Genomic DNA, 26557 nt, shown 5'->3' with positions numbered 1-26557 from the left:
CCTGTCCAGTGAGACGGGCCTTGCTCCCCCGCCTCCTCCGGACGGATGGGCAGCTCCGGCGCTTTCGCTGAAGGGGCCCGCTTCCAAACCTTGAAGCAGCCAGACGTATATGATATCATATAGAAAAGCAACCATTTCCGTATAAAAGGGAGGCCATCCACATGAAGCCATTGATCTTCTGGTCTATATTGGCAATGCTGTTGATGATAGGCTGTCCGTGGTTGGCAGCAACATTTGCAGGCAGCGCGGGAATGGCCGTCTGCCTTCTGCTGTTCTTTGGGGTCAATCCCATATTTTCTGCTGTATGCGGCGTATTTGCAGGAAAGGACATCAAGCGGCTGTGGCCCCTTCCAATTGTTGTCGCGGGATTATTTCTGGCAGGGGCGTGGCTATTCTTTGCGATGGGTGAAACAGCGTTTTTGTTGTATTGCGTCTGCTATCTCATGATTGGCATGATCGCGATGCTGATGCGTTCTTTTCTGAAGGGCAGAAGAGCATGATCCCAATATACAGAATAGTGGAACCAAGGCCCTCATGTGCGGCAGCGGGGCCTTTTATATACCGTTCTGTTCCGTCTTTTCCGCCAAGAGAGTCTTGGGAACGTCCAAATCGGCCCGGGCAGTAAAGGGACCGGGCCTTGCCAAGCGCTCTGCCCGGTGCTAAAATGGAGCCATTCTCAAGATTTGGAGGCTACCCCATGAAAAAACGACTTCTTTCGCTCCTCTGTGTCCTTGTCCTGACGGTGAGCGTGATCCCCGCCGCCTCCGCTCTGGAGGGGGAGGCGGCCCGGGCCGCGGACACCCTCTCCACCCTGGGACTGATCGACTCTACATATAATCTGGACGCCCCCGCCACCCGGGCACAGGCGGCCGTGCTGCTGGTGCATCTGGCCGGGGCAGAACAGGCCGCCGCGGCAGACAACTGGCTGGCCGGCTTCCGGGATGTTCCCGCCTCCATCGCCCAGGAGGTGAACTACGCCGCCCGGCAGGGCTGGATCACCGGCGTCACGGCGACAGCCTTCCGGCCGGACGCGGCCCTCACCGCCAACGCCTGGAGCGCCTTCCTGCTGCGGATGCTGGGGTATTCCGACAAGGCGGGCGACTTTACCATTGCCGACGCCGCGGGTTTCGCCCAGCGGATCGGCCTCTTCCCCATCGCCTATACCGGCACCCTGACCCAGGGGGACCTGTTTGAGATGGCGGCGGACGCTCTGTCCTTCTCCTACCGGGACGGCAGCGCCACAGTGATCGGGCGCCTGGTGAGCCAGGGGACCGTCTCCCGGGCCGCGGCCAACGCCCTGGGCCTGCTGACCCCCGCCCTCACCGCCCGGCAGGTGGCGGACCGCTGCGCGGCCGCCGTGTTCCGTCTGGACACCTATGAGACGGAGGCGTACCGGGACGAAGGCCTTGTCACCGGCGAGGCCAGCGGCTTCTTCATCACGGAGGACGGGCTGGCCATCACCAACTACCACTCCATCGCGGACGCGGTCTCCGCCACCGCCACGCTCTCCACCGGGGATGTATATGAGGTGGAGCGGGTCATCTACTACGATCCGGACATCGATATCGCGGTGATCCGCGTCTCCCACGCCGCCCTAAAGGGACACGACACCTCTGCTTTTGCCACGCTGGACATCGCGGATTCCGGCACCGGAGACCTGCGGGCGGGCGACACGGTCTACGCCATCGGCAATCCCCTGGGCCTGGGGCTGGCAGTCAGCTCCGGCATCGTCAGCGCCACGCAGCGGGATGTGGAGCGGTACGCCCTGCCCTGCGTCATGAGCACCGCCGACATCTCCGAGGGCAGCAGCGGCGGCGCCCTGCTGAACGTCTACGGTCAGGCGGTAGCCGTTACCTCCGGCGCCTATGTCTACGGCAATAGTATGTATCTGGCGGTGCCCATCGACCCCATCCTCACCGCCGATCTCACTGGTGAGGGCCTGACCCTGCCGGAAGTCCTCGAGGCGGAAACCGTCGGCTGAATACCGAAGCGCCTGAAAGAGGCGGCGCCCCATGGGCGCCGCCTCTTTTTTCGCATTCAATGGGTCAGGATGAACTGCTCCAGCTCCTCCGGTGTCCGGACCACGGCCACAGCGCCGCTCTCCGCCAGCTCGCCGGGGGCGGCGTAGCCGAAGAACTCCACGCCCGCGCAGGCGATGCCGCACGCCTTGGCGCCCAGCACGTCGAACTTCCGGTCCCCCACCATCAGGATCTCCGGCTTGTGGGCCTCCGTCAGCTCCAGGCGGCGCATAGTCTCCCGGATCACGTCCGCCTTGCTCCAGTCCCCCACGGGCGGGCTGCCCGTCACAACAGCCAAAGACGGCGTGAAGCCGAACTTCTCGCAGATGGGCACACACAGGCTCTCCGGCTTGGAGGAGGCCAGAGCCAGCACATAGCCCCGGGCCTTCAGCCGGGCGCACAGGTCCGCCATGCCGGGGGCGGCCATGTTCTCAAACTTGCCGACAGGCTCGTACCGCTCCCGGAAGGCGGCGATGGCCTCCGCGGCCCGCTCCGCCGAAAAGCCGCAGAATTCCGCGAAGGAGTCCTGCAGGGGCGGGCCGATGAATTTGATGAGGGTGCTCTCCGGCGGCACCGGCTCCCCCAGCTTGTCAAAGGCATACCGCAGGCTGTTGAGGATGCCCTCCTTGGAGTCTGTCAGCGTGCCGTCCAAATCAAAGAAAATATAGTGATACATACACTTCTCCCCTTATTCTTCGCCGGAGAGATTCTATCATGTTTCGCCCTCCTCCGCAAGAGGGGGGCGGCGCTTTTTCCAATGTAGCAGCGTCCAAACCAGCACGCCAGCCCCGGAGACGGCGCCGGCGATCAGCACCCCCTGCCGCAGCCGGAGCCAGAGTGCCACATCCGCCTCCAGCCGCCCCCGCAGGATGGTCCAGCTCTCCGGGAAACCGCTTTGGACCAGCTCTTCCCCATATCGGGCGATCCAGGGCGCCAACACCCGGTCCAGCTGGCCGTCCGCCAGGAACCACAGCCCCGCCAGAAGTACCGCCCACGCCAGCCACACCAGCCAGAGCCGCCGGGTCCGCCGCAGGAAGCCGCCGCTCCGGTGGAGCATTGGCCGCAGCCGCTCCGGTATCCACAGCAAAGAGGCATCCGCCCCCGCCCGGCGGCGCAGGGCCCGCTCCAGCACGGCGCACAGCAGCGCCAGCCCCACGGCGAAGAGCAGCGGCTTCCAGGCTTGCATGGTGTCGTAGTACCGCATCTCCGCAAAGTCCACCTCCAGCCTGCCCAGCCGCACCAGCCGCAGCAGGGCCCACCACTGGACGGCGGAGGCGGCCAGCAGCTTGCGGTACAGGTTTTCCCAAATTTTAGCATCCAACGATATATCACCGTACCGGGCCGGATGGACAGCCAGCACATAGCCGATCCATAAGAGGCCCACCGACAGCGGCCAGGCCGCCAGACTGACATAGGCCACCCGGAATGCCGCCAGCACACCCAGCGCCAGGCTGCCGATGAAACAGAGGTCGAACCGGGTCCGCAGCCGCAGCAGCAGGAGGCGCCGCCGTGCCGGTCCCTGGGCCTCCGCTGGCCGGCCCCGCAAGGTCTCTCCCGCCAGGATATCATCGGCGGTGACGCCGTACAGCTCCGCCAAGGCAGGCAGCACGGTGATATCCGGCAGCCCCGCGCCGTTTTCCCACTTGCTCACGGTCTTGTTGGAGACACCCAGCTGATCCGCCGCCTCCTGCTGGGTCATGCCCCGGGCTTTCCGCAGCGCCGCCAGATAGGCGCCTGTCTTTCCGGCATCCATGGGCCTCCCTCCTCTCTGGCCTCAGCATACCGCAAATCAGGCTGTTTGACCATCCCCCGCCCTTGAATTTTGTCTGCGGAGCGTAGAATCGGGCCGGGGACGGCAAAAAACGGCAGAGCGGGCGGCCTGCTCTGCCGTTACGCTTTCCCGTCCGGAATATGCCGCATAATGTCCCCCACCTCACACTTCAGGATCTTGCAGAACATCTCAATGGTGTGGGGGCTGACGCTCTCATTCCGCTTCAGGCGGGTGATCTGGGCTGGATTGATGTGCCAGCGCCTAATCAGGGCGTATTGAGAGATGCCTTTTTCCCTCATTTTGTCCCGCAGGCTGTCATAGGAGATCATCACACGCAAGCCTCTCTTTCTGCCTGCATGTTAACCGAAATTGATGTATGACCAGATCAACCAACATCAGTTCATGTATATGGGAGCAGAAAAGCAAGCGCCCCTCAGGGCCTTGAAAGATGTTACAGATTCTGATTAGTTTCGTGCGGCGCGAACGGTCTTACCTCTCTTTTTATAAAAATCCCCCCGGCCGGCGGCCGGGGGGATTTGCCGTATGGACTTTTCGAATCAGCCGAAGTACCGCTTCAGCAGGCCCTCGAAAGCCTTGCCGTGACGGGCCTCGTCGCGGGCCATCTCATGCACGGTGTCGTGGATGGCGTCCAGGTTGTACTGCTTGGCCAGCTTGGCCAGCTCGAACTTGCCCAGGGTGGCGCCGTTCTCGGCCTCGACCCGCATCTCCAGGTTCTTCTTGGTGGAGTCGGTCACCACATCGCCCAGCAGCTCCGCAAACTTGGCAGCGTGCTCGGCCTCTTCCAGAGCGGCCCGGCGCCAATACTCACCAATCTCGGCATAGCCCTCACGATATGCCACGCGGGACATGGCCAGATACATGCCGACCTCAGTGCACTCGCCGGTGAAGTTGGCGTTCAGACCGTCGATGATCTCCTTCTGGACCTCGGCGGGAACAGACTCGCCGAAGGACTTGCCCACGCCGACCACATGCTCGGCAGCCCAGCTCAGCTCACCCTTCTGCTCGGTGAACTTGGAGGCGGGAACACCGCACTGGGGGCACTTCTCGGGGGGATTCTCGCCCTCATAAACATAACCGCAGACAGAGCAGACCCACTTCTTCATAGTAAATGTCCTCCTTTTATACTTATCTTTTTTGAAAGCCTTTTTTCCTCAGTCCCCTTGGGACAGTTTGAGTATAACAGGATATTCTAATATTTTGAAGTTGCTTTTGCAACTAATAGAAAACTTTTCCTGGATTTTAAGTCGGCAATTTACGACTCCGTTCAAAGATCAGGTCCACCTGGCTAATCCCGCCATGACTCGTGAAGCTCACCGGGAAAAATCCCACATACCGCCAGCCTTCTGCGGCGTATGCGTCGATAAGCTCCCGGTGTTCCCGGGTGTCCGACAGGAAGCCGCCGGTATCCACCGGAATGTATTTGTATTGATACATGTGCCCGCTCCTTTCATGCAAATTAACAGCTTGTGGCATTTCTGCTTACAGAAACGGCGGGGAGCAAACTCCCCGCCGTTTTGGTTTTTGCAAATGTGCGTTATCTTTCCTCCTCCGCCTGGAGCGCCTTCGCCTCCGCGATGGCCTTCTCCTGGGCCGCAGGCGGGCAGTCGCCCCGCAAGCCGCTTTGCGCCCTGCGGGGACCCCGCATTGGACGCAAATCGTCCGAAGTGAATTCGGCCGATTTCAAGATTTTGCCTCCGGCAAAATACTTGTACGCCGGACTCCCGGCGGAGAGACGCGGACTGCCTCTTCCTTACTTCTCCTCCGCCGCCTGGAGCGCCTTCGCCTCCGCGATGGCCTTCTCCTGGGCCGCAGGCAGGCAGTCGCCCCGCAGGCCGCTTTGCGCCCTGCGGGGACCCCGCATTGGATGCAAATCGCCCGAAGTGAATTCGGCCGATTTCAAGATTTTGCCTCCGGCAAAATACTTGTACGCCGGACTCCCGGCGGAGAGACGCGGACTGCCTCTTCCTTACTTCTCCTCCGCCGCCTGGAGCGCCTTCGCCTCCGCGATGGCCTTCTCCTGGGCTGCCGGCGGGCAGTCCTCGTAGCGGACGAAGTGGAAGGTGAAGCTGCCGCGGCTCTGCGTCATAGACCGCAGATCGATGGCGTAGCTGCCCATCTCAGCCATGGGCACCTCCGCAGAGATCACCTGGTTGCCGTCGCCGGTGGGATCCATGCCCATGACGCGGCCCCGGCGCTTGTTCAGATCGCCGATGACGTCGCCCATGTAGCTGTCGGGCACAGTGACCTTCAGCTCGCCCACCGGCTCCAGCAGGACCGGGTTGGCCTCCGGCAGGGCGGCCTTGTAGGCCAGCTGCGCCGCAGTCTTGAAGGCGATTTCGGAGGAGTCCACCGGATGGTAGGAGCCGTCGTACAGCACGGCCTTCAGGTTCACCACGGGATAGCCCGCCAGGGGACCGTGGGCGCAGGCCTCCCGCAGGCCCTTCTCCACCGCAGGGAAGAAGTTCTTGGGCACGCTGCCGCCGAAGACCTCCTCGGCGAAGATCATGTCGTCCTGCTCCGTCTGGGGTTCAAACCGGATCCACACGTCGCCGAACTGGCCGCTGCCGCCGGTCTGCTTCTTGTGGCGGCCCTGCTTCTGGACAGTCTTGCGGATCTTCTCCCGATAGGGCACCCGCACGGGCTTCAGATCCGCCTCCACATTGAAGCGGCTCTTCAGCTTGCTGACCAGCACATCCACCTGCATGTCGCCGGAGCCGTTGAGCACCATCTGGTGGGTCTCGGCGTTGTTGGTGACGGAGAAGGTGGGATCCTCCTCGTTCATACGGGCCAGGCCCTGGGCGATCTTGTCCTCCTGGCCCCGGGTCTTGGGCACGATGGCCACGGAATAGCAGGGCTCTGCGAAGGGCAGTTCCTTCAGGGCGACGACCTTCCGGGCGTCGCACAGGGTATCGCCGGTCTTGACCTTCTCCATCTTGCCGATGGCGCCGATGTCGCCGCAGCCCAGCTCCTTCACCTCGGTGGCCTTCTTGCCCCGCATGGTGTACAGGCGGCCCAGTTTTTCAGAGACGCCGGTGCGGGCGTTGACCATGGGCAGATCCGGCGTCAGGGTGCCGGAGAGCACCTTGACGAAGCTGTACTTGCCGTACTGGTCAGAGACGGTCTTGAACACGAAGGCCGTAGGCACGCCGCCGGGGGAGACCACAAAGGGCTCCGTCTCGCCGTCCTGGCGGGTGGCCTTGTGATAGTTGCCCTCCATGGGGTTGGGCAGCAGGTCCACGATGTCGTCCAGCAGCATCAGGCTGCCCATGCAGTTGACAGCGGAGCCGCACAGCACGGGGAACAGGCTCAACTCCCGCACGCCCTGGCGCAGGCCCTGAATCATCTCGGCGTAGGTGAAGTCCTCGCCGCCGAAGAACTTGTCCATGAGCTCCTCGCTGGTTTCGGCCACGGACTCCTTCAGGGCGTTGTTGAACTCCTCGATGACGGCGTCCTTGCCCTCGGGGATCTCGATCTCCACCCGCTTTTGGTCCTGCATCTCATAGGCGCGCTTGTTCAGCACGTCGATGATGCCGGTGACCTTCTTGCCCTCGTCCCAGATGGGCACCACCAGAGGCGCGATCTTGTTGCCGAACCGGGCCCGCAGAGCCTCGAAGGTGGCGTTGTAGTCGCTGTTGTCCTCGTCGGTCTTGGAGATATAGATAAAGCGGGGCATATTCCGCTCCTCGCAGTATTTCCACGCCTTCTCCAGGCCCACGGACACGCCGTCCTTGGCGGAGCAGACGATGATGGCGGCGTCGGCGGCCCGCAGAGCCTCGATCACCTCGCCGGCGAAGTCGAACGCGCCCGGCGTGTCCAGCACGTTGATCCGGCACCCCTTGTACTCCAGCGGCGCCACAGCGGTGGAGATGGAGATCTGCCGCTTGGTCTCCTCCGGATCATAGTCGCAGACCGTATTCCCGTCCGCGCCCCGGCCCATCCGGTCGATGGCCCCGGTCATATACAGCAGGCTCTCTGCCAGGGCGGTCTTGCCGTTTCCGCTGTGGCCCAGCAGACAGACGTTGCGGATGTTTTGTACAGAATAGCTCATGTTTGTTCCACTCCTTATGTTGTGCTGTTGCCGCGGCCAGTCCCACCGGCCGCCGGGGATGCCTAATGTAGAAATTATACAACCTTTGCCGGTGCAATACAACAAAAATTTTGGCACATTCCCCGTTTTGGGCAGGAGAGTGAAAAAACAGCCGGAAATTTCGTCAAGTCGGCGAAAAACAGTTTCCCCCCGCCGGGCGGCGCCATGCAGGCACGCACGGCCGTCTCCAGCGCGGCTGCAAAGACGGCAGCCGGGCCGTCCGGCCACCGGAGCAGCTGTGGCGGCCCCTCATTTCTCTCCGCCGGCTGCATCTCTCCCGCCTGTTCAAATTTCCCCTCCATCCAAAGCTGAAGGGGTGTAGAAGTTCATGATGATCCGTGATATGAGTCCCTTCTCTCCTCGTCAAACGCACCGGGGCGGGCTTTTGTCCCCGCAGTCCGTTTCATCAGAGCGCCCATCTTTTCCAAAAGGGGTTGGAAATGCCACAGTTTGAAAAATTTTCTGCTTTCGGGGAAAAAACGCGCCGGACAGAATCCTGTCCGGCGCGTGCTGGAAGGAGCGGGTCTCTCAGGTGTTGTCCCGATTGATGGGTTCCCGCACCAGCAGCCGGCGAAGCGCCTTGCCGTTGAAGGGGATCAGGGGATAGAGATACCCGTGGCCCACCAGGGGTTTTGTGGTGGCCAGCAGGACTAGGATGCCCACGAACCCCAGGCAGAATCCCCAGACGTCGAAGGCCGCTGTCAGCAGCAGCAGCGCCACCCGCAGCAGCTTGAAGGCGTACCCCAGCTCATAGCTGGGCTGGGCGAAGCCCGCCACGGAGACGAATGCCATATACACCAGTACTTCCGGCCCCAGCCATCCGGCCTGCACGGCAAAATCACCCAGGATCAAGGCCCCCAGCATGGAGAAGGAGTTGGACAGCGTATCCGGCGTGTTCAGGGACGCCAGCTTCAGCACGTCGATCAGGAATTCCACCACCAGCAGCTGGGACAGCAGAGACAGCGCCGCCGGCTCCGGGGAGGAGAGGAAATCCAGCCAGGACGGCAGGCGCCCCGGCGAGCTGACCATCAGGTACCAGGCAGGGGTAATCAGCAGGGAGATCAGGAACACCGTCACCCGCAGGACCCGCAGATACGTGCCCACCAGCGGGGGAAAATAGAAGTCATTGGCCTCCTGGGTAAAGTCAAAAAAGGTGGTGGGCAGGATCATCACCGCCGCAGAGTTGTCCACCATCAGGATGATGCTGCCCTCCATGACGCAGGCGGCGGCGGTGTCCGGCCGCTCAGTGTACCGCACCTTTGGGAAGGGGTTGTACCACTGCTTGGGGCGGATGGCCTCCGCCACGCTCTCCTGCGCCATGGTGAGGGAGTTGGCCTGGATGTTCTGGAGCTTGTGGCGCAGCTCGTCCAGCAGGGCGTGGTCCACCCGGTCATCCAGGTAGCACAGCGCCACGTCGCTGTGGGTCCGCTGGCCGACCTTCAGCCCCTCCATGGTCAGGTGGGGATCCCGGATGCGGCGGCGCAGCATGGCCATGTTGGGCACCACCGCCTCAATGAATCCGTCGTGAGAGCCCCGGAGGACCTTGCCGTCCGGTGGCTCTCCCACGCTGCGGCTGGGATACTCCTTGGCGTCGATCAGCGCCGCGCCGGACAGCCCCTCCATCACCAGCAGGCTTTTGCCCATCAGCACGGAGGTGACGATGTCATCCCGGTCATAGCTGACGTTCACCTCCATAAAGGTCACATAGCGGTCCGCGAACTGCTGCATCTCCGTCAGGCCCTGCACCGCCTCCGGCTGGAGCGACAGCCAGAAGGCCCCCATCCGCTCCAGGATGGCGTCCCCGCCGAAGCCGTCGATGACCCAGAACCGGGCCCGCCGGCCGCCCACATACAGGTCCCGACATACCATGTCGCAGCTGCGGCCTGCCCCTAGCACGTCGTTGAACCATTGCACATTTTCCTCATAATTGGATGAAATCCGATTCATGCTCCACCTCCGTGATCCCCGCTAGTATGTGCCGCGGCGGCGCGGTGTATGCCCGACAGCGAACACAAAACGGAATATCATCCGTCAAAAATCCACATCATTTTCAAAAATCCGGCAGGAAAACAGCGCATCCAACGCCGGATGCGCTGTTTGTTCCGTTCTGTCTTACGGCTTGTTCTCCGACTCCTTGGAGGCGGCCTGCCGCTCCCTGCGCCTCCTCTTCCAGAGAAGGCGGCCCGCCACGGTGCCAACCGCCGCCAGAAGCAGCAGCCACACCCAGCCGTAGGCCAGGGCCACGGCCAGACTCTCCAGTGCGCCCACAAACCCCCGCCAGCCAGAGGCAAAGGCCGCGCCCATGCGGCTTGCAAAACTGGTAGCCGGCTCCTCCACATTGGAGAGCTGGTACACCTCCTGGAGGGAGAGATAGACAGTGGCGTAGTCCACCAGGGCGTCATACTGCCGCAGGGTACCGGTGAGCCGCTCGATCTCCAGCTCCGTGTCGGAGATGGCGGATTCGATGGTGATAATGTCCTCCATATTCTCCGCCTGGGCCAGCAGGTTCTGCAGCCGCTCCAGCTTGGTCCTCTGAGTGGCCAGGCGGCTCTCCGCGTCGTAGTACGCCTCGCTGACGTTCTCGCTGGTCTGCTCCTGATAGGTGACGTGGCACAGTGTCCCCACCCGGTCCAGGAAAGGCTGGAACTGGTCCGCGGGGATGCGCACTTTGTAGTCGCCGGAGCGATAGCCGCTGCCGTAGTCATGGACCGCCGCCTGCTCAAAATAGCCCCCCAGGACCTCCACCAACGTCCGCAGGTCCGCGTCGGCGGTGTCGAAGGCGGTGGTCTCCACCTCCATCCGGGCGGTGTAGATCATCTTGGCGTTTTCCAGACGGTCGGAGGCACCGTCCTCCGCCGTACCGCCGGAGTCCTCAGCCACTTCCGCCTCCGCCCAGGCGCCGTAGGAGCCGCCCGGGTCGTCCGCCCCATCCGTGGCGGCGCTGTTGGAGGCGGTGTCCGACGCAGTCGTATCACCACCACCGCCGCAGCCGGACAGCAGACCCAGCAGCGCCAGCAGCGTCAGCAGCCACGCAAAGCCTCTTTTCATTCCAATACCCTCCTTTTCACGCCCCGCTTCCAAACCGGGGCCTCTGCCTATTCAGACGGAAAGGCGGGCCGTATGCTGCAGGAAAACAAAAAATTTTTCCAGCCTCTTTTTGCGCCCGGGAACTTCTCTGCCAAAGGTTGCCTTTTTCTCCCAAAGGGAGTACAATCAAGGCAGCCTTCCGCGGCGTGCCGCGGTTTTCGGAAAACAATTCGGAGGGGAAAATCTATGACATATCAGGAAGTTCTGGAACAAGCGCGGGGCGCCATGGGTCCCTACTGCAAGGCCTGTCCCGTGTGCAACGGCCTGGCCTGCAGGAACACCGTCCCCGGCCCCGGCGCCAAGGGCATCGGGACCGGCTTCATCCGTAACTATCAGAAGTGGCAGGAGCTGTGCGTCAACATGGACACCATCTGCGAGAACAAGCCGGTGGACACCTCCTTCACCCTGTTCGGCCGCACGGTGGACCTGCCGGTCTTCGCTGCCCCGGTGGGCGCCATGACGCTCCACTACGGGGACAAGTACAACGATCTGGCCTATAACGATATCCTGGTGGCCGCCTGTGCTGAAGCGGGCATCGCCGCCTTCACCGGCGACGGCACGGACCCTGCGGTCATGGAGGGCGCTGCGGCGGCCATCGCCAAGAACGGCGGCTGCGGCGTGCCCACCGTCAAGCCCTGGAACCTGGAGACCATCCGGCAGAAGATGGACCTGGTGAAGGCCGCAGATCCCTTTGCCATCGCCATGGACATCGACGCGGCGGGCCTGCCCTTCCTGAAGAACATGACGCCCCCCGCCGGCAGCAAGACTGTGGAGGAGCTGCGCGAGATCGTTGCCATGGCGGAGAAGCCCTTCATCGTCAAGGGCATCATGACCGTGGCCGGGGCCAAGAAAGCTCTGGAGGCCGGGGCCAAGGGCATCGTGGTGTCCAACCACGGCGGCCGGGTGCTGGATCAGTGCCCCTCTACCGCAGAGGTGCTGCCCGCCATCGTGGACGCTGTGGGCGGCCGGATGACCATTCTGGTGGACGGCGGCATCCGCACCGGCATGGACGTGTTCAAGGCCCTGGCCCTGGGCGCGGACGCGGTGCTGATCGGCCGGCCCTTCGTCACCATGGTGTACGGTGCCGGTGCCGAGGGCGTCAAGACCTATGTGGAAAAGCTGAAGGCCGAGCTGGCCGACACCATGGCTATGTGCGGCGCCCACTCCCTGGCGGACATCAGCCGCTCCATGCTGTACGGGTTCTGAGCTCTGCTCCCGCTTCAAATCACAGCGCCGTCCCGCGGATGCGGGGCGGCGCTTCGCTGTTCTCTTATTCCAGGTCCGCCAGGCAGGCACGCTGCCAGCGGTCCACCACCGCCAGCTGCTCCGGCGTGTGGAACCAGTGCTCTCCGGCCTCCTCCACAGTCAGGCGGCAGCCATTCCGGGCGGCAAAGGCCTCCACGGTCTCCCGGTCCGTCAGATGGTCCCGGGCGCCGTACAGGATGGCCGTGGGCGTCCGCCACCGGCGGGCAGGGTGGGTCCGGACGTATCGCAGATATTCCCAGGAGAGGGTCTGGCCGAACGTTGTGGGGATGCGCCCCTCCCGGGCCAGCCGCTCCTCACTGACACCGGCCCAGCCCATCATTTTGCGGATCAGGGCCTCCATGTCCACCACCGGAGAGAGGAACAGCGCCCCCGCCAGGGGCGCGTCCGGATATGCCAGCAGGCCGAACCAGGCCCCCAGGCTGGAGCCGAAGAGCCCCACCCGGTCCCATCTGCCCCGCAGCTCCGCCAGGGCGCACCGCAGCTCCGGCACCACCTGCCAGGGGACCAGAGCCGCGGCCTCTGACTCCCGGTCCCCGTGGCCGGGCAGATCCACGCTGACGGTCTGCCACCCGGCGTCCGCCGCCGCGGCGGCAAAGAACGCAGCCTCCGCCTTGCTTCCGCCCTGGCCGTGGAGGTAGAGGATCCCCTGCCGGCTGGGCCGCCCCCAGCGGAGGGCCGGCATCCCGCCCAGGGAAAATGGTTCCGCCCGCATCTTAAAACACGCACTGGGCGGAGAAGCAGACGCCCTCCGGGCCCAGGCCCTCCATCAGATACTCGCCGCCCTTGCGGCAGCCCACCATCCGCAGCTCCTGGCCCAGGGTGGCTTCCTTGCTGTAATTGATGAAGAACTCCCGGGGCACCTTTTCCTGCAGGTCGGCGGGCAGGTAGTCCCAGACGAAGTCACCGTAGTTGCCGCTGTACACATGGCCGTTACCGTCCAGGTCGGACCAGACCACCTTCCGGGTGCCCAGATCCTCAACCCCCTCCCGGGGCAGCAGGATCTTCCGGGGCTCCGGAGCGTCGATGGCCTTGGGGCAGGTGCCCAGCTTCTTGGCTGTGAAGGTGCCGGGCCGCATGATGCGCCGGGTCTGCGGGTCTACCAGAATCCAGTCGCTGCGGATGGACACCAGAAGCCCCTCCCTGTCCGTGATCTCATACACCCGCTGCATGTGGGCGGCCTTGACGCCGTCCTCCCAGGTGGTGACGTCCACCACCTGCAGCGCCCTGGGGCAGCGATGGATCCGCAGGGCGATGCGGGAGAGCAGGAACACCTCCCGCATCTCATAGAGCTTCTCATAGGTCAGGCCCCGGGCGTCGTAGTCCGCCCCGGCCACGGCGGCGGCGATGCTCAACAGCGTGCTCACCCGGGCCCGCTGGTACCGGTCGCAGTCCGCGAAGATCAGCTGCTTCTGGCGCAGATAGCTGTTCTCCTGAAGGACTTCCCTCAAATCGCTCATACTTGCTCTTCTCCTTCCGGCGGGCCGTCCGCCCTTCCTGTAAGACATTCCAAAAAAGTATACCACGATTTTCCCTTTTTCACAAGCGCCGGTAGTTGACTTTTCTGCGGCGGATGTTATGATGAAGGTATCCAAATCGATCAAAGGAGGGTTTTCCCATGAAAACCGTGATTTCCACCCCCAACGCTCCGGGCGCCATCGGCCCTTACTCCCAGGGCTACGCCTTCGGCGACCTGGTCATCACCTCCGGCCAGATTCCCGTGGACCCCGCCACCGGCGCTATCCCCGAGGGCATCGCCGCACAGGCGGAGCAGAGCTGCAAGAACGTGGGCGCCATTCTGGAGGCCGCCGGCGTCACTCTAGAGAGCGTGGTGAAGACCACCTGTTTCCTGGCGGACATGGGCGACTTCGCCGCCTTCAACGAGGTGTACGCCAAGTATTTCACCTCCAAGCCCGCCCGCAGCTGCGTGGCCGTGCGAGAGCTGCCCAAGGGCGTGCTCTGCGAGATCGAGGCCATCGCCGTCAAGTAAATCTGATTTCCAGCAAAGAGAGCCGGTCCCCAGAGGGGCCGGCTCTTCTGTTTGATGCCAGGGCGCGGGAAGCGGGCCGCCGGGCCTGCCGCCCGCAGCGCGCACGGTCTCACGCCTTCCGCAGGAAGATCACGCCCAGGGTGCCGGGGCCGCAGTGACAGAAGATGGTGCACCCCGCCTTGGCCTCGATGATCTCCTGGAACCGCCCGTCCTGACGCAGGACCTCCCGGGCGATGGAGGCCAGGTGGTCGTCCGGGCAGGTGTCCACCAGAAAGGCCCGGTGGGTGTCCAGGTCCGCGCGGTCCCGCAGCCGGTCCCGGACGTACTCCTCCACCACCTTCTCGATGGAGCCCCGGTACTTCTTCGTCACCGGCAGCTTGCCGTCCACTACGTCCAGGCAGGGGTGGAGCTTCAGCAGGCTGGCACCCAGGGCCGTGGCGGTGGAGCAGCGACCGCCCTTTTTCATGTAATCCAGCCGGTCCAGCACAAAGCTGGTCTCCACCCGGGGAATCATCTCCTCCAGCATCGCCAGGATCTCCGTCACAGACTTCCCGGCCTCCGCGGCCTCTGCGGCGGCCAGCACCAGCATCCCATGGCCCACCGTCAGGTTGGCGGAGTCCACCACATACACGCCGTCCACCTCCTCCGCCGCCAGGCGGGCGTTCTGGTGGCAGCTGGAAAAGCCCATGCCGATGTTCAGGTGGATGACCGCGTCATACTCCTCCATCAGACGGCGGAACAGCTCCTCATAGTCCGCCACATTGACGGCGTTGGTGGTGGTGATCTCGCCGCCGGCGTCCACATGGGCGGCGATGTCCCCGGTGCGGATGTCCACCCCGTCCTGGTACAGCTTCCCCGCCTTGATGATCCCCAGCGGGGTCACGGTGATATTGTATCGCTCCAGCAGCTCCCGCGGCAGGTCGCAGGTGGAGTCGGTGGTGATCTTAATCATACAGACAGCTCCTTTTGGTCGCATCCCCGGACGGCCGTCCGGGGTTGAGGTTGTTGGATGGTCGGCCCCCCCACGGGAGCGGTGCGCTGACGCTGCGGCTGCTGCGCCACCCCCCGCGGGGATCTGGTGCTCCGGGCGGCTGTCCCGCAGGAGGCCGGGCGTGGTCCCAGCCATGGCAGGCGCCCTCCCGCCGCTTTGCGGCCATTGTACCATAGTCTCTCCCAAAAAGCTAGTCCTATGGCGCACCGCGGCGCCGCCCGGAGGCGGCGCCGCGCTCTGTTCTTCCTTACAGCGTGACGACCGGCGATCCCGCCGCGTCGGCGGCATCGTGGGTCACCAGCAGTACCGGCCGATCCCCCGCCGTCTCCCGGATGCAGGCCAGGGCCAGGTCCCGGTTCTCCCGGTCCAGGCCGGTGAAGGGCTCGTCCAGCGCCAGCGCGTCAAAGGGCGCCAGCAGCGCCCGTGCCAGGGCCAGCCGCCGCTTCATGCCGCCGGAGAACTCCCGCACCGGCTGCGCGCCCGTGTCCGGCAGGCCCAGCCGGTCCAGCAGGGCCCGGGCCGCGGCGGGGTCATAAACCCGGCCCAGCACAAACCGGAGATTGCCCTCAGCGGAGAGGTGCTCCAGCAGCCGGTCCTCCTGGAACACGGCGGTGAGCCGCTTTCCCGCAAGCCCCTCCACCGTGCCGCTGTCCGGCCGCTCCAGCCCCAGCAGGATGCGCAGCAGGGTGGTCTTGCCGGTCCCGGAGGGCGCCATGACCGCCGTAATGCCGGGTCCCGCGGTAAAGGTCAAGTCCCGCAGCACCGTCCGGCCCCCGAAGGATTTGCACAGGTGCTTCACCGCAATCTCCATCAGCTGCCCGCCTTTCTCACTGCGGCGTCCACCAGGCGGAGGAACAGCCGCTCGAATATCACCGATACCGTCACGATCACCGCCGTCCAGGCGAAGAGGTCTCCGGTCTGGAAGTACACCTTGGCGGTGTACAGCGCCTCGCCGATAGACCCGGCAGGCAGGCCGATGACCTCCGCCGCCGCGCCGGACTTCCAGCACAGGCCCAGCCCCAATGACACGGCGGAGCGGAAATAGGGCAGCACCGCCGGCAGGTAGATGCCCCGCAGCTGCCGGGAGACCGGCACCCGGAACACCCGGGCCATCTCCAGCAGCTGCCGGTCCGTGTGCCCGATGCCCTCCAGCACGTTCAGATACACCGGCGGGAACACCATCAGGGCGGAGATCAGCAAAGACAGGTTCTCCGACGAGAAGAAGATCAGCGCCAGGATGATGAAGGACACCACCGGCACCGCTTTCACCACCGCCACCAGGGGGCTCAACAGGTCCCGGATCCACTGGAAACGGGCCGCCAGCGGTGCCAGCACCGCCGCCAGTGCGCAGGCCAGGAGAAAGCCCCCCAGGATGCGGAGGGAGGAGAAGGCCACCGCCTGCCAGAAGGCCGCCGTGCCCGCCAGGGCCAGCAGCCGCCCCAGCGCCTGCACCGGAGAGGCCAGCAGCAGCATCCGCCCGCCGGTGGTAGCCGCCAGGGCCAGACTGGCCCCCTCCCACACCAGCAGCCAGAAGGCCGCCGCCCACAGCCGGACAGAGCCTGTTCGCCGCTTCATCTGCCTCCCCCTTTCTCCTGGAAACCACCGCGCCCCGGGTGTTCCCGGGGCGCGGAAAATTTGTCAGCCGTTACGCGCCGTAATAGAAGTCGTCGTTGGGCATACCGCCGCCCACGGATTCTGCGTCCTGCTCCCACAGCACGCTCAGATAGCCGGACAGCATATCCATCATCTCCGTGCCGGTGACGCACACGATATTGCAGTAAGGCAGGGCCTTCTCCGCCACAGTAGCGTCCACGATGTCATAGCCGCCAATCAGCTCCGCCGCCTCCGCGGTGTTGGCGTTCACCCAGTCCACGCTGGCGCTGTACTGCTCCAGGAAGTTGCTGACCGCCGCCGGGTGCTCTTTCACGAAGTCTGCCCGGGCCACCACCACGCCGGTGAGCAGGGCGGAGCCGTTGTCCAGGGCGTCCCACTCCTCTGTCAGGTCCAGGGCCACCCGCAGGTCCGGCAGCTGGGTCTGGGCCACGGTGACGAAAGGCTGGGGCAGCATGGCGATGGTGGCCGCGCCGGATGCCAGGGATGCCACGCATTCGCTGTGCTCGCTCTTCCAGTCGATGGTGACGCCGGTGTCCGGGTCGATGCCGTTCTCCGTCAGCAGATACCGCAGGGCGTACTCCGGCGTGGAGCCCTTGCCGGAGGCCACGATGGTCCGGCCCGCCAGATCCGCCATGGACTGGACGGAATTGCCATTCTCCACAATATACAGCACGCCCAGGGTATTCACCGCCAGGGTGACGATGCCGCCGTCCGTCCGGTTATACAGCACGGAGGCCAGGTTGGCCGGCACGCAGGCGATGTCCAGCTCCCCCTGCATCAGCTTGGGGGACACCTCGTCGGCGGAGGCGGCCAGGGTGAACTCATAGGTGTTTCCGCCGCCAGCGGTCACCACATTCTCCTTATCCTCCAACGCTTCCTCCACAGGAGCATAATCGCTCATCAGCTTCACCATGCCCATGGCGGTGGGTCCCTTCAGGGCCGCCACCCGGACGTTGACGGACTCCTCCGCGGGCGTCTCGCCCTCCTTCCCGCCACAGGCGGCCAGGGTCAGGCACATAACCAGGGCCAGGCAGGCCGCCAGACTCTTCTTCATCCACTGTTTCATCTTCTGTTTCCTCACTTTCCTTGTTGCAGCGCATCCTCCGGCGCGTAAACGGTCTTGGCCGTGATCCCCGCCAGCCGGCCGATCTTGCCGGACAGGGCGGAGATGGCGTCCGCCGGTGCGTCCACCGCCACGCTGATGATGTTCACGCCCCGGGCGTGGTAGGGCACCCCCATCCGCCCGATGATATAGGGGGCGTACTGGTGCAGCAGCTCGTTCAGCGCCGGGACAGAGGCCGTGTCCCGGACGATGATCGCCAGCACGGCCACACGGGTCTCCACAGAGGATTCCTCCTTTTTCCAAAAAGTAAACCCCTCCGCCGCGCTGGCAGAGGGGGATTTTGACATGCGCCGTCCGCCCGGCACCGCCGGGCGCTTCCCCGTCTTGCGGCCGGGGCTGGCCCGTGCCGGTCAGAGCGACAGAAACCAAATTGTCCGGTCCGCCGGTCAGAGCTTCTTCCCAGGGACAGGGAAATGATACCATGGAACGCCCCCGCCGTCAAGGGCGGCGCTCAGAAGTCGTGCCGCCTGCCGCAGCCGACCCCCAGCTCCTCCAACACAGAGATGATTTTTTCGATTTCCGCAAAACATTCCGGGTCCGTGAGACCGCTGTCGTCCAGAACATTCCGGATTTCCCGCAGGGCCTGGAAGCAGCGCTCCTCCGCCAGTTCCCGAATCATTTTCCACGCAGCATCGCTGCCCAGCACCAATTCGATTTGATTCCGTGCAATCAGCTCCCCCACGACTGACGCGGTAAACCGGAGCTGTTCCACCCGGTCCCGGTTTTCCAACAGTTCCCTGTCGCTGATAGAATTCATTTTGATTCCCTCCTCGCATTATAACAGGACGAAATAATTATAAATCACCAGGCATGATATAGTCAAGAAAATATATCGTGTTGGTGTAAAACATGAACAAGTCCTATTACAACGCCGAGTCCAATCTCATTGCCAAACGCCTCCGACAGCTTCGGAAGGAGCGCGGGTTCTCCCAGGAGGAATTGGCCGCCCAGCTGCAGCTGCTGGGCGTGGACATTAACCAGCCTCTTATCAGCAAAATTGAGAGAAACCGCCGGTTTGTCAAGGATTATGAGCTGGCCTGCCTGTGTCAGGTCCTTCAGGTGTCCGAGCGGGATCTGCTGGCAGACTTTTACAATGCCACAGAATGATAAAAGAACCCCCATCTGGGGGTTCTTTTGCTTTACCGTCCGTAGACCTCCGTCAGCCGCCGGATGTCCGCCGCCAGCCCGGCCGCGGCCGCGCCGGGGGCCATCCGCCAGCGCCAGTTGCCCGCCGCCACGCCGGGGACGTTGATCCGCCCCTCGCTGCCCAGGGCCAGGTAGTCCTGCATCTGGGCCACGAACAGCTCCGCCGTGCTGCCCATGCCGCACCGCAGCAGCGCCTGCCGGACATTCTCCCGGCCGGAGGCCCCCAGATACCGCTCCGCGAAAGCCCGCTCCGCTTCCCCTGCGTGGTCGTACCAGCCCAGGGCGGTGTCGTTGTCGTGGGTGCCGGTGTAGCAGACGCACCGGCGGCTGCCGTAGTTGTGGGGCAGATAATCGTTGCCGGGGCCTGAAAAGGCGAATTCCAGCACCTTCATGCCCGGCAGGCCCGCCGCCTCCCGGAGCTGGTGGACCTCCGGCGTGAGAAGCCCCAGGTCCTCGGCAATATAAGTGATGTGGGGGAACCAGCCGGTCAGGACCCGCAGCAGGTCCATGCCGGGGCCCGGCTCCCACTGCCCTTCCTTGGCGGTCTCCGCCCCGGCGGGGATGGACCAGTACCGCTCAAAGGCCCGGAAATGGTCAATGCGGATGGCGTCGAACAGGCGGGAGGCGCCCTCCACCCTTCTGATCCACCAGCCGAAGCCGTCCCGCTTCTGGGCCGCCCAGTCGTACAGGGGGTTGCCCCACAGCTGGCCCTCCTCCGAGAAGTAGTCCGGCGGCACGCCCGCCACCCGGCTGGGCCGCCCCGCCTTGTCCAGCAGGAACTCCCTCCGCTCGCTCCACACGTCGGCGCTGTCCAGGGACACATAGATGGGCAGATCCCCGATGATCCGCACCCCCAGGCCGTTGGCGTGGTCCTTCAGGGCCTTCCACTGGGAGAAGAACCAGAACTGCACCGCCTGGTGAAAAGCGATATCCTCCGCCAGCTCCTGCCGGGCGGCCGCCAGCGCCGCCGGGTCGTGGTTCAGGAGGTCCTTGTCCGGCCAGTCGAACCAGGCCGTCTGGCCGAAGCGGGCCTTGAGCGCCCGGTACAGGGCGTACTCCCCCAGCCAGGGATTGGCGGCGGCAAAGTCCCGCACGGACTGGGCCTCCGCGCCGCCCAGCCGGGAGAAGGCCCGCCGCAGCAGCGCCTCCCGGCTCTCATAGAGGGCGGCGTAGTCGATGGGCGCTCCCTCCGGCACCCGGGCGGCGGACAACTCCGCCTCCGTCAGCAGGACCCGGTCCCGCAGGTCCTCCAGGTCGATGAGCAGCGGGTTCCCGGCGAAGGTGGACTCGCTGGTGTAGGGGGAGTTCCCCGCTCCGGTGGGCCCCACCGGCAGCACCTGCCACCACCTCTGCCCGGCGTTGTGGAGAAATTCGGCAAAGGCCCGGGCCTCCCGGCCCAGGGAGCCGATGCCGTAAGGCCCCGGCAGGGAGAACACCGGCAGCAGGATGCCAGCGGAACGCTCCATATCAGCCCCTCCTTTTTGTCAGATTCCGTTCTATTGTATGCAGCCGGGCGGCGGGTGTCAAGGGCGGCTGTCCCCCCGCTCCACTGGGAAGGGAATCTCCCGGAAGGCCGTCCGCCCTGGGTTGCCCTCCGCCAGCAGGCAGCGCCGCCGGGTCAGGTCGCAGGCCGCGGACCAGACGGTGTCCCGTCCCGCAGCCCGGTCATACTGGCATAGAAAGCCCTTTCGCCCCGCCAGTAGGGCCTGGACGTCGGAAAGAGCCAGCGTCTCCCCCTCCCGCTCCAGCACCCGGCGCATCGTGTCGTACCGCTCCGCCGCCCGCCAGGAGTCCAGCCCCGGCGGCAGCGGGACCGCCAGATCCGAGTGAAAGAGATTCGCGGCGCAGACGAAGGGTCCCGCCGGGCCGGGACGCTCCACCCGCATCCCCTCCGGGCTGCACTCCGCCACGGCAATGTCCCCGGCGGCATCCGCCAGCGTCAGCGTCTGGCAGGAGGCCAGGGGCAGCACCCGCAGGCGGTCCAGGGCCTCCGGCACGGCGGCGCAGGTCTCTGCCAGCAGCCGCAGAACCATGCCGGCGTTCAGACCCGGCCGGGGCCTGGGCGTGTAGACAGAGGTGAGCCCGATGGCCAGTCCCCGGGCGTTGACGGCGTCCTCCATCTGCACAAACGAGGTGGTGTTCCCTGTAAAGGGGATCGCCCTGTCGGAAAATCCGTATGTCACATGGGTGTAGTCCGGCTCCAGCGCCGTCAGAAAGTCGCTGTTCCGTCCGAAGAACACCCCGTTCCCGTTGGACACCGCCAGGCAGGAACAGCCGCAGGCGGGCGGCGGGGCGTAGGTGGTGAAGAGGACCGTCTCCAAGTCCTCCTGCCGGCAGTTCTGCCCCGCCGCCAGCCCCTCCAGCTCCTCCAGGGCGGCGGGGAAGTGTTGTTCGTACGCCGGGCGGCAGGCAGCCGCAAAGGCCCGCCGCTCCGCCTCCAGGGGAAAGGGCACATGGTCCAGCAGGCGCAGGCCGCGCTCCGCCAGCCGGGCGCCCCACTGAAAGCCCATCTCCCGGTGGGTGCCCCGCAAGGTCAAATGATTCATGTGTATTCGCTCCTTCCAGTTCTGTCAGGAGCCGCCGGCAGCTCTGCCCTTACCATAGAACAATAAAAAATTGTTGTCAAGCAGAGATTTTTTATTTGTTTTTTCAGGAGATTCAGGGGAAATTATTTTCTTTTTCCCATCCGCAACCCGTGGTTGACATCTGGGAAACCCGCCGGTGGTTGCGCTTTTTCCCGCTCTCTGGTATGGTGGGGGCAAAGGAGTTGATACCATGCGGGAGCAGCAGACCCTGGGCCGCCGCATCCAGGAGGCCCGAAAGGCCGCCGGCCTCTCTCAGGAATCCCTGGGGGAGCGGCTGGGCGTCAGCCGCCAGGCGGTGAGCAAGTGGGAGGCGGACGCCGCCGTGCCGGAACTGGAGAACCTGATCGCCATGAGCCGGATCTTTGGCGTCACCATCGGCGCCCTGCTGGGAGTAGAGCCGGAAGCGGCGGAGGACCGTTCCGAAAAAGATGCCCCGGAAGCCCCCGGTGAAGGCGTGGAGGGCACCGCCCCGGCGGGGGAGCTGACCGACCGGGAGCTGGCGGCGGTGGAGGCCATCGTACAAAAATATCTGGAGGCGGTCCGGCGCCCCCGGTGGAGCCGGCGGCGGAAGTTCCTCGCGGGCGCGGCAGTCTGCGCGGTCCTGGTGCTGGCGGCCGCAGGTCTGTGTCGGCACTATTCTAACCTGCGGGGCCAAATCGATGAGATCCAGTACCAGGTCGGCGACATCATCAATATCCTCGGCGAGCAGCATGTCTCCCTCTCCGGCCTTATGCGGGAACAGCGCAGCATCATCAGCGACTATTCCGTCCAAATTCAGGACTATGATCTGGAGAAAGCGGTGTGGTATCTCACCGCCAGTGTGACGCCCAAGGAGTATACGGCGGACACCGTGGCCACCTTCACCGCCCAGACCAACACCGGCAAAACGGAATCGGCCCAGGCCCGGAACGACGGCGGCGTCTTTACGGTGGAGAACTGGGCCGTGCCCATGGGTGAGCCTGTGCCGCCTGGTGTCATGGATGCGGACGATGATGAGAGCGGCTCCCTGGTCCAGGTATCCGTGACCCTCACCGACGGGGACACCAGCCAGATAGAATCCCTGGAAACGCTGTACGAGGACCCGTCCGCCTATCAGCTGTGGATAAACGGCAACTGGGGGGAAGAGTGGGAGAACAGTTGTCTCCTGTTCCAGGAGCTGGACCTGCAGATCAGCAACGAAACCGACATTCCGTTGGAGCTGACAGATGCAGAGCTTGCGCTCTTTTCCAACGACGATGCCGTCCCGGTGTGGTCCGCGCCCCTCACCACCGCCGTGGACCTGTGGAACCAGCAGGGCTATGTGCAGATGCACGTGCCCATGGGGCCGGAGGACCCAGTGCCGCTGCACCCCGGAGACACCCTGGTAGTGGCCGTCCGCATCGCCGACAACCACGGCCGGAACGACTGGCGTCCGTTTTATTACTGGCAGAACGACAACGGCACACTGTTAGGCTATGTTTCCGCACCTGACGACTGGCAGCCCGGCGACCTGATCCCCATTGAAAATTCGTAAAAACCGCCCCGGAGTTTTGATACTCCGGGGCGATTTTCCGTTCTCTTACTTCATCAGCTCATACATGACGGCCTTGATGGTGTGCATCCGGTTCTCCGCCTCGTCAAAGACGATGGAGGCCGGGGACTCGAACACCTCGTCGGTGACCTCCATGGCCTCCCGTCCGAACTTCTCGCCCATCTCTTTCCCCACCTTGGTCTTGTGGTCATGGTAGGCGGGCAGGCAGTGCATGAACCTGCACTGGGGCCCGGCGTTGTCCATCAGGGCCTTTGTCACCTGATAGGGCGCCAGGGCGGCAATGCGCTCCTGCCAGACCTCCATCGGCTCCCCCATGGAGACCCAAACGTCCGTGTACAGCACGTCGGCGTTCTTGACAGCTTCCATGGGGTCTTCAATGAACTCCAGCACCGCGCCGGTCTCGGCGGCGAGACATAAGCAGGTATCGATCAGCTTCTGGTCCGGCATGTACGCCTTTGGGGCGCAGGCCACAAAGTGCATCCCCATCTTGGCGCAGCCCACCATCAGACTATTGCCCATATTGAACCGGGCGTCCCCCAGATACACCAGCTTGATGCCCTTGAGTCTCCCGAAGTGCTCCTGGATGGTCAGGAAGTCTGCCAGGATCTGGGTGGGGTGGAACTCATTGGTGAGGCCGTTGAACACCGGCACCCCAGCGTAGTTTGCCAGCTCCTCCACAATTTCCTGTCCGAAGCCCCGGTACTCGATGCCGTCGTACATCCGGCCCAGCACCCGGGCGGTGTCGGCGATGGACTCCTTCACACCGATTTGGCTGCCAGTGGGACCCAGGTAGGTGGAACCCATGCCTAAGTCCTGGCAGGCCACCTCAAAGGCACACCGGGTCCGGGTGGAGGTTTTTTCGAAGATCAGAGCCACGTTCTTCCCCTCCAGATACCGGTGGGGAATGCCGGCCTTCTTTTTGGCCTTCAGATCTGCTGCGGTGTGCAGGAACTGCTGGATCTCCGCCGGGGTAAAGTCCAGGAGCTTTAAAAAATGGGTGTGGTTTTCCATGGGTGTCTCCTCTCTGTCCCGCCATGGGCGCTTTTATCATTTAGTCCGGGAAAATTGTGTAAAATTCTCCGGTTATAGTTAGGGTTATAGTTAGTGTTATAGTTAGTGTTAGTGTTAGAGTTATAGCGGGTGTTCGTGTAAGTGCCGGAGTCACGGCGGGGCGCAGCAGGTCCCCGGCCGGAGCGAAAAAGACAGATTCAGGAGAGCGTCTTTTTCAGGATCTCCAGCCCCTGGTCCATCTCCTCTTGGGAGATCACAAGAGGCGGCAGCAGCCGCATACCCGGTCCGGCGGTCAGCACCAGCAGGCCGTTTTCGATCAGCTTGCTTGCGATCTCCTTATTGGTCCAGCCGTCCTTCACCTGGATGCCGATCATCAGCCCCATGCCCCGGGTGGCGCCGAAGCAGGGCAGGTCCAGCGCCTCGATCTGGTTACGCAGATACGTGCCCTTGGCCCGGACGTCCTCCAGAAACGCGTCCGTCAGCGTCTCCTGCACCACCAGACCGGCGGCAGCGCACACCGGATTGGCGCCGAAGGTGGTGGCATGAGTGCCGGGGCCCAGCACGTCCCGGCATTTCTCATTGGCCAGAATGCCGCTCATGGGCAGTCCCCCGGCAATGCCCTTGGCGAAGGACGCCACGTCCGGCAAAATGCCGTACTGCTGGAAGGCGAAGAGGCTGCCCGTCCGCCCTACGCCGGTCTGGACCTCGTCCACCAGCAGCAGCCAGTCCTTCTCCGCGCACAGTCTGGCAACGGCCTTCACATAGTCACGGTCCAGGGGCAGCACGCCGCCCTCGCCCTGGACCAGCTCCATCATGACGGCACACACGTCGTCCCCCGCCGCGGCCTCCAGGGAGGCAAGGTCGTTGGCGTCGGCATACCGGAACCCCTCGGTGAAGGGGAAGAAATAGTTGTGGAACACGTCCTGGCCGGTGGCCGTCAGGGTGGTGATGGTGCGGCCGTGGAAGGAGTTGTTCAGAGTGACGATGGCGGCACGGCCCCTGCCGTACTTGTCGAAGCTGTACTTTCTCGCCAGCTTAATCATGCCCTCGTTGGCCTCGCCGCCGCCGTTGGCGAAGAATACGCTGCTCATGCCGGTCCGCTTGCAGAGGATCTCCGCCAGCCGGGCCGGTGGCTCGGTGTAGAACAGGTTGGAGGTGTGGCCGATCTTCCCCGCCTGCTTGGCGATGGCGTCCACCCAGGGCTGACAGCCATAGCCCAGATCGCTGACGCCGATGCCGCTGGTGAAGTCGATGTAGGCGTTGCCCTCGGGGTCGTAGAGCGTGGCGCCCTGTCCATGGTCGATGGCCACCGGGAAGCGGCCGTAAGTGTTCATGATGTACTGCCCGGTCAGGGCCTTGATCTCTTGGCTGGTCATGGGATCAGTCCTCCTTTTTCAACATGGTGCCGATGCCCTCATCACTGAGGAGCTCAATGAGAATGGAATGGGGAATGCGTCCGTCCAGGATGTGGACCCGCTCCACGCCGCCGGCGATGGCGTCCACACAGCACTCCATCTTGGGGATCATGCCCCCGGAGATGATGCCCTGGGCCACCAGGCCCGGCACGTCGTAGGTGTGGACCACGTGGATCAGCGTCTCCTCGTCCCTGGGATTGCGCAGCAGGCCCCGCACGTCCGTCAGCAGGATCAGCTTCTCCGCCCCCATGGCGGCTGCCAGCTTGGAGGCGGCGGTATCCGCGTTGATGTTGTAGGCGGTGTCCGCGTCCACGCCCTGGGCCACGGTGGACACCACGGGGATATAGCCGCTGAGCAGGGCGTTTTCCACCGGCTCCGGATTCACACCCGTGATCTTTCCCACCAGGCCGTACTTCTCGTCCAGCTGCTCCGCCTGGAACAGCTGCCCATCCATGCCGCACAGGCCGATGGCCTGGCCTCCCAGCCGGTTCAGCTGGGCCACCAGATTCTTGTTGACCTTGCCGCAGAGGACGGACTGGACCACGTCCATGGTCTCGGCGTCGGTATAGCGCAGGCCGTCCACAAACCGGCTTTCGTGGCCGAGCTTCTTCAGCATCTCGCTGATCTCCGGCCCGCCGCCGTGGACCACCACCACCCGAATGCCAACCAGGGACAGCAGGATGATGTCGCACATGACAGCCCGGCGGAGTTCGTCGGACACCATGGCGTTGCCGCCGTACTTGACCACGATGGTCTTGCCGGTGAATTTCTGGATATAGGGCAGGGCTTCCACAAGCGTCCGCGCCTGCTGTGCGTGGGAGGACATCGTAACATCAACTCTTTTCTTGAAAATCGGCGGGATTCCGCCGGAGGGGGAGGGGGTGTCCCATGGGACGCGGGAATG

At 64.1% G+C, this 26557-nt stretch carries 29 protein-coding genes; 6 read left to right on the top strand and 23 right to left on the bottom strand.

Going from position 1 to position 26557, the window contains the following annotated elements; translation table 11 throughout:
* Window positions 1-161 precede the first annotated feature (161 nt).
* Entirely contained in the window at window positions 162-500 is a 339-nt protein-coding gene (locus DN611_RS01740; protein ID WP_119310496.1) for a hypothetical protein, read from the top strand.
* Between the two features lie 197 nt (window positions 501-697).
* Window positions 698-1981, top strand: coding sequence for a S1C family serine protease (locus tag DN611_RS01735; RefSeq protein ID WP_160117387.1), 1284 nt, complete (start codon window positions 698-700; stop codon window positions 1979-1981).
* A 56-nt stretch (window positions 1982-2037) separates the two neighbouring features.
* On the opposite strand, the gene DN611_RS01730 is transcribed toward DN611_RS01735, so the two are convergent.
* From DN611_RS01730 to DN611_RS01690, 10 genes are all read right to left on the bottom strand, one after another.
* Entirely contained in the window at window positions 2038-2694 is a 657-nt protein-coding gene (locus DN611_RS01730; protein ID WP_119310494.1) for an HAD hydrolase-like protein, read from the bottom strand.
* Window positions 2695-2730: 36 nt separating this feature from the next.
* A complete protein-coding gene (locus tag DN611_RS01725) occupies window positions 2731-3771 on the bottom strand; it encodes a helix-turn-helix domain-containing protein (protein WP_119310493.1) in 1041 nt (346 codons plus the stop codon).
* 137 nt (window positions 3772-3908) lie between these two features.
* The gene (locus tag DN611_RS01720; RefSeq protein ID WP_119310492.1) at window positions 3909-4118 is read right to left on the bottom strand and encodes a helix-turn-helix domain-containing protein; all 210 of its coding nucleotides are present in this window, start codon (window positions 4116-4118) and stop codon (window positions 3909-3911) included.
* A 228-nt stretch (window positions 4119-4346) separates the two neighbouring features.
* Entirely contained in the window at window positions 4347-4913 is a 567-nt protein-coding gene (locus tag DN611_RS01715; RefSeq protein WP_021751391.1) for an NADH peroxidase, read from the bottom strand.
* Between the two features lie 136 nt (window positions 4914-5049).
* A complete protein-coding gene (locus DN611_RS01710) occupies window positions 5050-5244 on the bottom strand; it encodes a DUF4177 domain-containing protein (protein WP_119310491.1) in 195 nt (64 codons plus the stop codon).
* Between the two features lie 100 nt (window positions 5245-5344).
* Window positions 5345-5494, bottom strand: coding sequence for a hypothetical protein (locus DN611_RS16620; protein ID WP_160117386.1), 150 nt, complete (start codon window positions 5492-5494; stop codon window positions 5345-5347).
* 66 nt (window positions 5495-5560) lie between these two features.
* Window positions 5561-5710 (bottom strand): hypothetical protein, encoded by a 150-nt coding sequence (locus tag DN611_RS16615; protein WP_160117385.1) that lies wholly within the window; start codon window positions 5708-5710, stop codon window positions 5561-5563.
* 66 nt (window positions 5711-5776) lie between these two features.
* Complete coding sequence (locus tag DN611_RS01705) at window positions 5777-7858, bottom strand: elongation factor G (protein ID WP_119310490.1); 2082 nt, start codon at window positions 7856-7858, stop codon at window positions 5777-5779.
* Between the two features lie 567 nt (window positions 7859-8425).
* On the bottom strand, window positions 8426-9844 hold the full coding sequence (locus DN611_RS01695; protein WP_021751395.1) for a spore germination protein: 1419 nt from the start codon (window positions 9842-9844) through the stop codon (window positions 8426-8428).
* A 165-nt stretch (window positions 9845-10009) separates the two neighbouring features.
* On the bottom strand, window positions 10010-10945 hold the full coding sequence (locus DN611_RS01690) for a DUF4349 domain-containing protein (protein ID WP_119310489.1): 936 nt from the start codon (window positions 10943-10945) through the stop codon (window positions 10010-10012).
* 225 nt (window positions 10946-11170) lie between these two features.
* Here DN611_RS01690 and DN611_RS01685 point away from each other — a divergent pair, with 225 nt between their 5' ends.
* On the top strand, window positions 11171-12190 hold the full coding sequence (locus DN611_RS01685; RefSeq protein ID WP_021749287.1) for an alpha-hydroxy-acid oxidizing protein: 1020 nt from the start codon (window positions 11171-11173) through the stop codon (window positions 12188-12190).
* A gap of 64 nt (window positions 12191-12254) precedes the next feature.
* Here DN611_RS01685 and DN611_RS01680 read toward each other — a convergent pair whose 3' ends face one another.
* Window positions 12255-12962 (bottom strand): alpha/beta hydrolase, encoded by a 708-nt coding sequence (locus DN611_RS01680; RefSeq protein ID WP_119310488.1) that lies wholly within the window; start codon window positions 12960-12962, stop codon window positions 12255-12257.
* 1 nt (window position 12963) lies between these two features.
* On the bottom strand, window positions 12964-13707 hold the full coding sequence (locus tag DN611_RS01675) for an acyl-[acyl-carrier-protein] thioesterase (RefSeq protein WP_021749285.1): 744 nt from the start codon (window positions 13705-13707) through the stop codon (window positions 12964-12966).
* A gap of 158 nt (window positions 13708-13865) precedes the next feature.
* Here DN611_RS01675 and DN611_RS01670 point away from each other — a divergent pair, with 158 nt between their 5' ends.
* On the top strand, window positions 13866-14237 hold the full coding sequence (locus DN611_RS01670; protein WP_021749284.1) for a RidA family protein: 372 nt from the start codon (window positions 13866-13868) through the stop codon (window positions 14235-14237).
* Between the two features lie 109 nt (window positions 14238-14346).
* On the opposite strand, the gene DN611_RS01665 is transcribed toward DN611_RS01670, so the two are convergent.
* The 6 genes from DN611_RS01665 to DN611_RS01640 all read right to left on the bottom strand — a co-directional run bounded on the left by DN611_RS01665 (window position 14347) and on the right by DN611_RS01640 (window position 18722).
* Window positions 14347-15189 carry a DegV family protein gene (locus DN611_RS01665; protein WP_119310487.1) on the bottom strand — a complete coding sequence of 281 codons (843 nt, stop codon included), beginning with the start codon at window positions 15187-15189 and terminating at the stop codon, window positions 14347-14349.
* Window positions 15190-15475: 286 nt separating this feature from the next.
* Window positions 15476-16039 (bottom strand): ATP-binding cassette domain-containing protein, encoded by a 564-nt coding sequence (locus tag DN611_RS01660; protein ID WP_119310486.1) that lies wholly within the window; start codon window positions 16037-16039, stop codon window positions 15476-15478.
* On the bottom strand, window positions 16039-16803 hold the full coding sequence (locus DN611_RS01655; RefSeq protein WP_021752003.1) for an ABC transporter permease: 765 nt from the start codon (window positions 16801-16803) through the stop codon (window positions 16039-16041). Before DN611_RS01655 ends, DN611_RS01660 begins: the two co-directional genes overlap by 1 nt.
* Window positions 16804-16873: 70 nt before the next feature.
* On the bottom strand, window positions 16874-17908 hold the full coding sequence (locus DN611_RS01650; RefSeq protein ID WP_407934638.1) for an ABC transporter substrate-binding protein: 1035 nt from the start codon (window positions 17906-17908) through the stop codon (window positions 16874-16876).
* Window positions 17909-17919: 11 nt separating this feature from the next.
* On the bottom strand, window positions 17920-18186 hold the full coding sequence (locus tag DN611_RS01645) for a TM1266 family iron-only hydrogenase system putative regulator (protein WP_025545700.1): 267 nt from the start codon (window positions 18184-18186) through the stop codon (window positions 17920-17922).
* A 230-nt stretch (window positions 18187-18416) separates the two neighbouring features.
* Complete coding sequence (locus tag DN611_RS01640) at window positions 18417-18722, bottom strand: hypothetical protein (RefSeq protein WP_119310485.1); 306 nt, start codon at window positions 18720-18722, stop codon at window positions 18417-18419.
* A gap of 92 nt (window positions 18723-18814) precedes the next feature.
* On the opposite strand from DN611_RS01640, the gene DN611_RS01635 reads away from it, so the two are divergent.
* On the top strand, window positions 18815-19072 hold the full coding sequence (locus tag DN611_RS01635) for a helix-turn-helix domain-containing protein (RefSeq protein ID WP_119310484.1): 258 nt from the start codon (window positions 18815-18817) through the stop codon (window positions 19070-19072).
* 32 nt (window positions 19073-19104) lie between these two features.
* On the opposite strand, the gene malQ is transcribed toward DN611_RS01635, so the two are convergent.
* The gene (gene malQ, locus DN611_RS01630) at window positions 19105-20577 is read right to left on the bottom strand and encodes a 4-alpha-glucanotransferase (RefSeq protein WP_119310483.1); all 1473 of its coding nucleotides are present in this window, start codon (window positions 20575-20577) and stop codon (window positions 19105-19107) included.
* A gap of 57 nt (window positions 20578-20634) precedes the next feature.
* A complete protein-coding gene (locus tag DN611_RS01625; protein ID WP_119310482.1) occupies window positions 20635-21657 on the bottom strand; it encodes a C45 family autoproteolytic acyltransferase/hydolase in 1023 nt (340 codons plus the stop codon).
* 229 nt (window positions 21658-21886) lie between these two features.
* On the opposite strand from DN611_RS01625, the gene DN611_RS01620 reads away from it, so the two are divergent.
* Entirely contained in the window at window positions 21887-23209 is a 1323-nt protein-coding gene (locus DN611_RS01620) for a helix-turn-helix domain-containing protein (protein WP_119310481.1), read from the top strand.
* A gap of 45 nt (window positions 23210-23254) precedes the next feature.
* Here the strand turns inward: DN611_RS01620 and argF are convergent, their stop codons facing one another.
* From argF to argB, 3 genes are all read right to left on the bottom strand, one after another.
* The gene (gene argF / locus DN611_RS01615) at window positions 23255-24238 is read right to left on the bottom strand and encodes an ornithine carbamoyltransferase (protein ID WP_119310480.1); all 984 of its coding nucleotides are present in this window, start codon (window positions 24236-24238) and stop codon (window positions 23255-23257) included.
* A 197-nt stretch (window positions 24239-24435) separates the two neighbouring features.
* Window positions 24436-25614, bottom strand: a complete 1179-nt coding sequence (locus tag DN611_RS01610; RefSeq protein WP_021747909.1) for an aspartate aminotransferase family protein — start codon at window positions 25612-25614, stop codon at window positions 24436-24438.
* Between the two features lie 4 nt (window positions 25615-25618).
* Window positions 25619-26479: an acetylglutamate kinase gene (gene argB / locus DN611_RS01605; RefSeq protein ID WP_021747910.1), complete on the bottom strand. Its 861-nt coding sequence runs from the start codon at window positions 26477-26479 to the stop codon at window positions 25619-25621.
* Between the last annotated feature and the right edge of the window lie 78 nt (window positions 26480-26557).

This window comes from Oscillibacter sp. PEA192 (assembly GCF_003574015.1).
Lineage (GTDB): Bacteria > Bacillota > Clostridia > Oscillospirales > Oscillospiraceae > Oscillibacter > Oscillibacter welbionis.
The sequence above is the reverse complement of the archived record's forward strand: the minus strand, read 5'-3'. Positions and strand labels throughout refer to the sequence as shown.

Coding starts and splice junctions, on each gene's coding strand:
- DN611_RS01680 (WP_119310488.1), bottom strand. CDS start 12,962: ATGCGGGCGGAACCATTTTCCCTGGGCGGGATGCCGGCCCTCCGCTGG.
- DN611_RS01710 (WP_119310491.1), bottom strand. CDS start 5,244: ATGTATCAATACAAATACATTCCGGTGGATACCGGCGGCTTCCTGTCG.
- DN611_RS01730 (WP_119310494.1), bottom strand. CDS start 2,694: ATGTATCACTATATTTTCTTTGATTTGGACGGCACGCTGACAGACTCC.
- argF (WP_119310480.1), bottom strand. CDS start 24,238: ATGGAAAACCACACCCATTTTTTAAAGCTCCTGGACTTTACCCCGGCG.
- DN611_RS01625 (WP_119310482.1), bottom strand. CDS start 21,657: ATGAATCATTTGACCTTGCGGGGCACCCACCGGGAGATGGGCTTTCAG.
- DN611_RS01695 (WP_021751395.1), bottom strand. CDS start 9,844: ATGAATCGGATTTCATCCAATTATGAGGAAAATGTGCAATGGTTCAAC.
- DN611_RS01675 (WP_021749285.1), bottom strand. CDS start 13,707: ATGAGCGATTTGAGGGAAGTCCTTCAGGAGAACAGCTATCTGCGCCAG.
- DN611_RS01735 (WP_160117387.1), top strand. CDS start 698: ATGAAAAAACGACTTCTTTCGCTCCTCTGTGTCCTTGTCCTGACGGTG.
- DN611_RS01690 (WP_119310489.1), bottom strand. CDS start 10,945: ATGAAAAGAGGCTTTGCGTGGCTGCTGACGCTGCTGGCGCTGCTGGGT.
- DN611_RS01655 (WP_021752003.1), bottom strand. CDS start 16,803: ATGAAGCGGCGAACAGGCTCTGTCCGGCTGTGGGCGGCGGCCTTCTGG.
- DN611_RS01725 (WP_119310493.1), bottom strand. CDS start 3,771: ATGGATGCCGGAAAGACAGGCGCCTATCTGGCGGCGCTGCGGAAAGCC.
- DN611_RS01715 (WP_021751391.1), bottom strand. CDS start 4,913: ATGAAGAAGTGGGTCTGCTCTGTCTGCGGTTATGTTTATGAGGGCGAG.
- DN611_RS01665 (WP_119310487.1), bottom strand. CDS start 15,189: ATGATTAAGATCACCACCGACTCCACCTGCGACCTGCCGCGGGAGCTG.
- DN611_RS01720 (WP_119310492.1), bottom strand. CDS start 4,118: ATGATCTCCTATGACAGCCTGCGGGACAAAATGAGGGAAAAAGGCATC.
- DN611_RS01685 (WP_021749287.1), top strand. CDS start 11,171: ATGACATATCAGGAAGTTCTGGAACAAGCGCGGGGCGCCATGGGTCCC.
- malQ (WP_119310483.1), bottom strand. CDS start 20,577: ATGGAGCGTTCCGCTGGCATCCTGCTGCCGGTGTTCTCCCTGCCGGGG.
- argB (WP_021747910.1), bottom strand. CDS start 26,479: ATGTCCTCCCACGCACAGCAGGCGCGGACGCTTGTGGAAGCCCTGCCC.
- DN611_RS01650 (WP_407934638.1), bottom strand. CDS start 17,908: ATGAAACAGTGGATGAAGAAGAGTCTGGCGGCCTGCCTGGCCCTGGTT.
- DN611_RS01620 (WP_119310481.1), top strand. CDS start 21,887: ATGCGGGAGCAGCAGACCCTGGGCCGCCGCATCCAGGAGGCCCGAAAG.
- DN611_RS01610 (WP_021747909.1), bottom strand. CDS start 25,614: ATGACCAGCCAAGAGATCAAGGCCCTGACCGGGCAGTACATCATGAAC.
- DN611_RS01670 (WP_021749284.1), top strand. CDS start 13,866: ATGAAAACCGTGATTTCCACCCCCAACGCTCCGGGCGCCATCGGCCCT.
- DN611_RS01705 (WP_119310490.1), bottom strand. CDS start 7,858: ATGAGCTATTCTGTACAAAACATCCGCAACGTCTGTCTGCTGGGCCAC.
- DN611_RS01740 (WP_119310496.1), top strand. CDS start 162: ATGAAGCCATTGATCTTCTGGTCTATATTGGCAATGCTGTTGATGATA.
- DN611_RS01660 (WP_119310486.1), bottom strand. CDS start 16,039: ATGGAGATTGCGGTGAAGCACCTGTGCAAATCCTTCGGGGGCCGGACG.
- DN611_RS01640 (WP_119310485.1), bottom strand. CDS start 18,722: ATGAATTCTATCAGCGACAGGGAACTGTTGGAAAACCGGGACCGGGTG.
- DN611_RS01635 (WP_119310484.1), top strand. CDS start 18,815: ATGAACAAGTCCTATTACAACGCCGAGTCCAATCTCATTGCCAAACGC.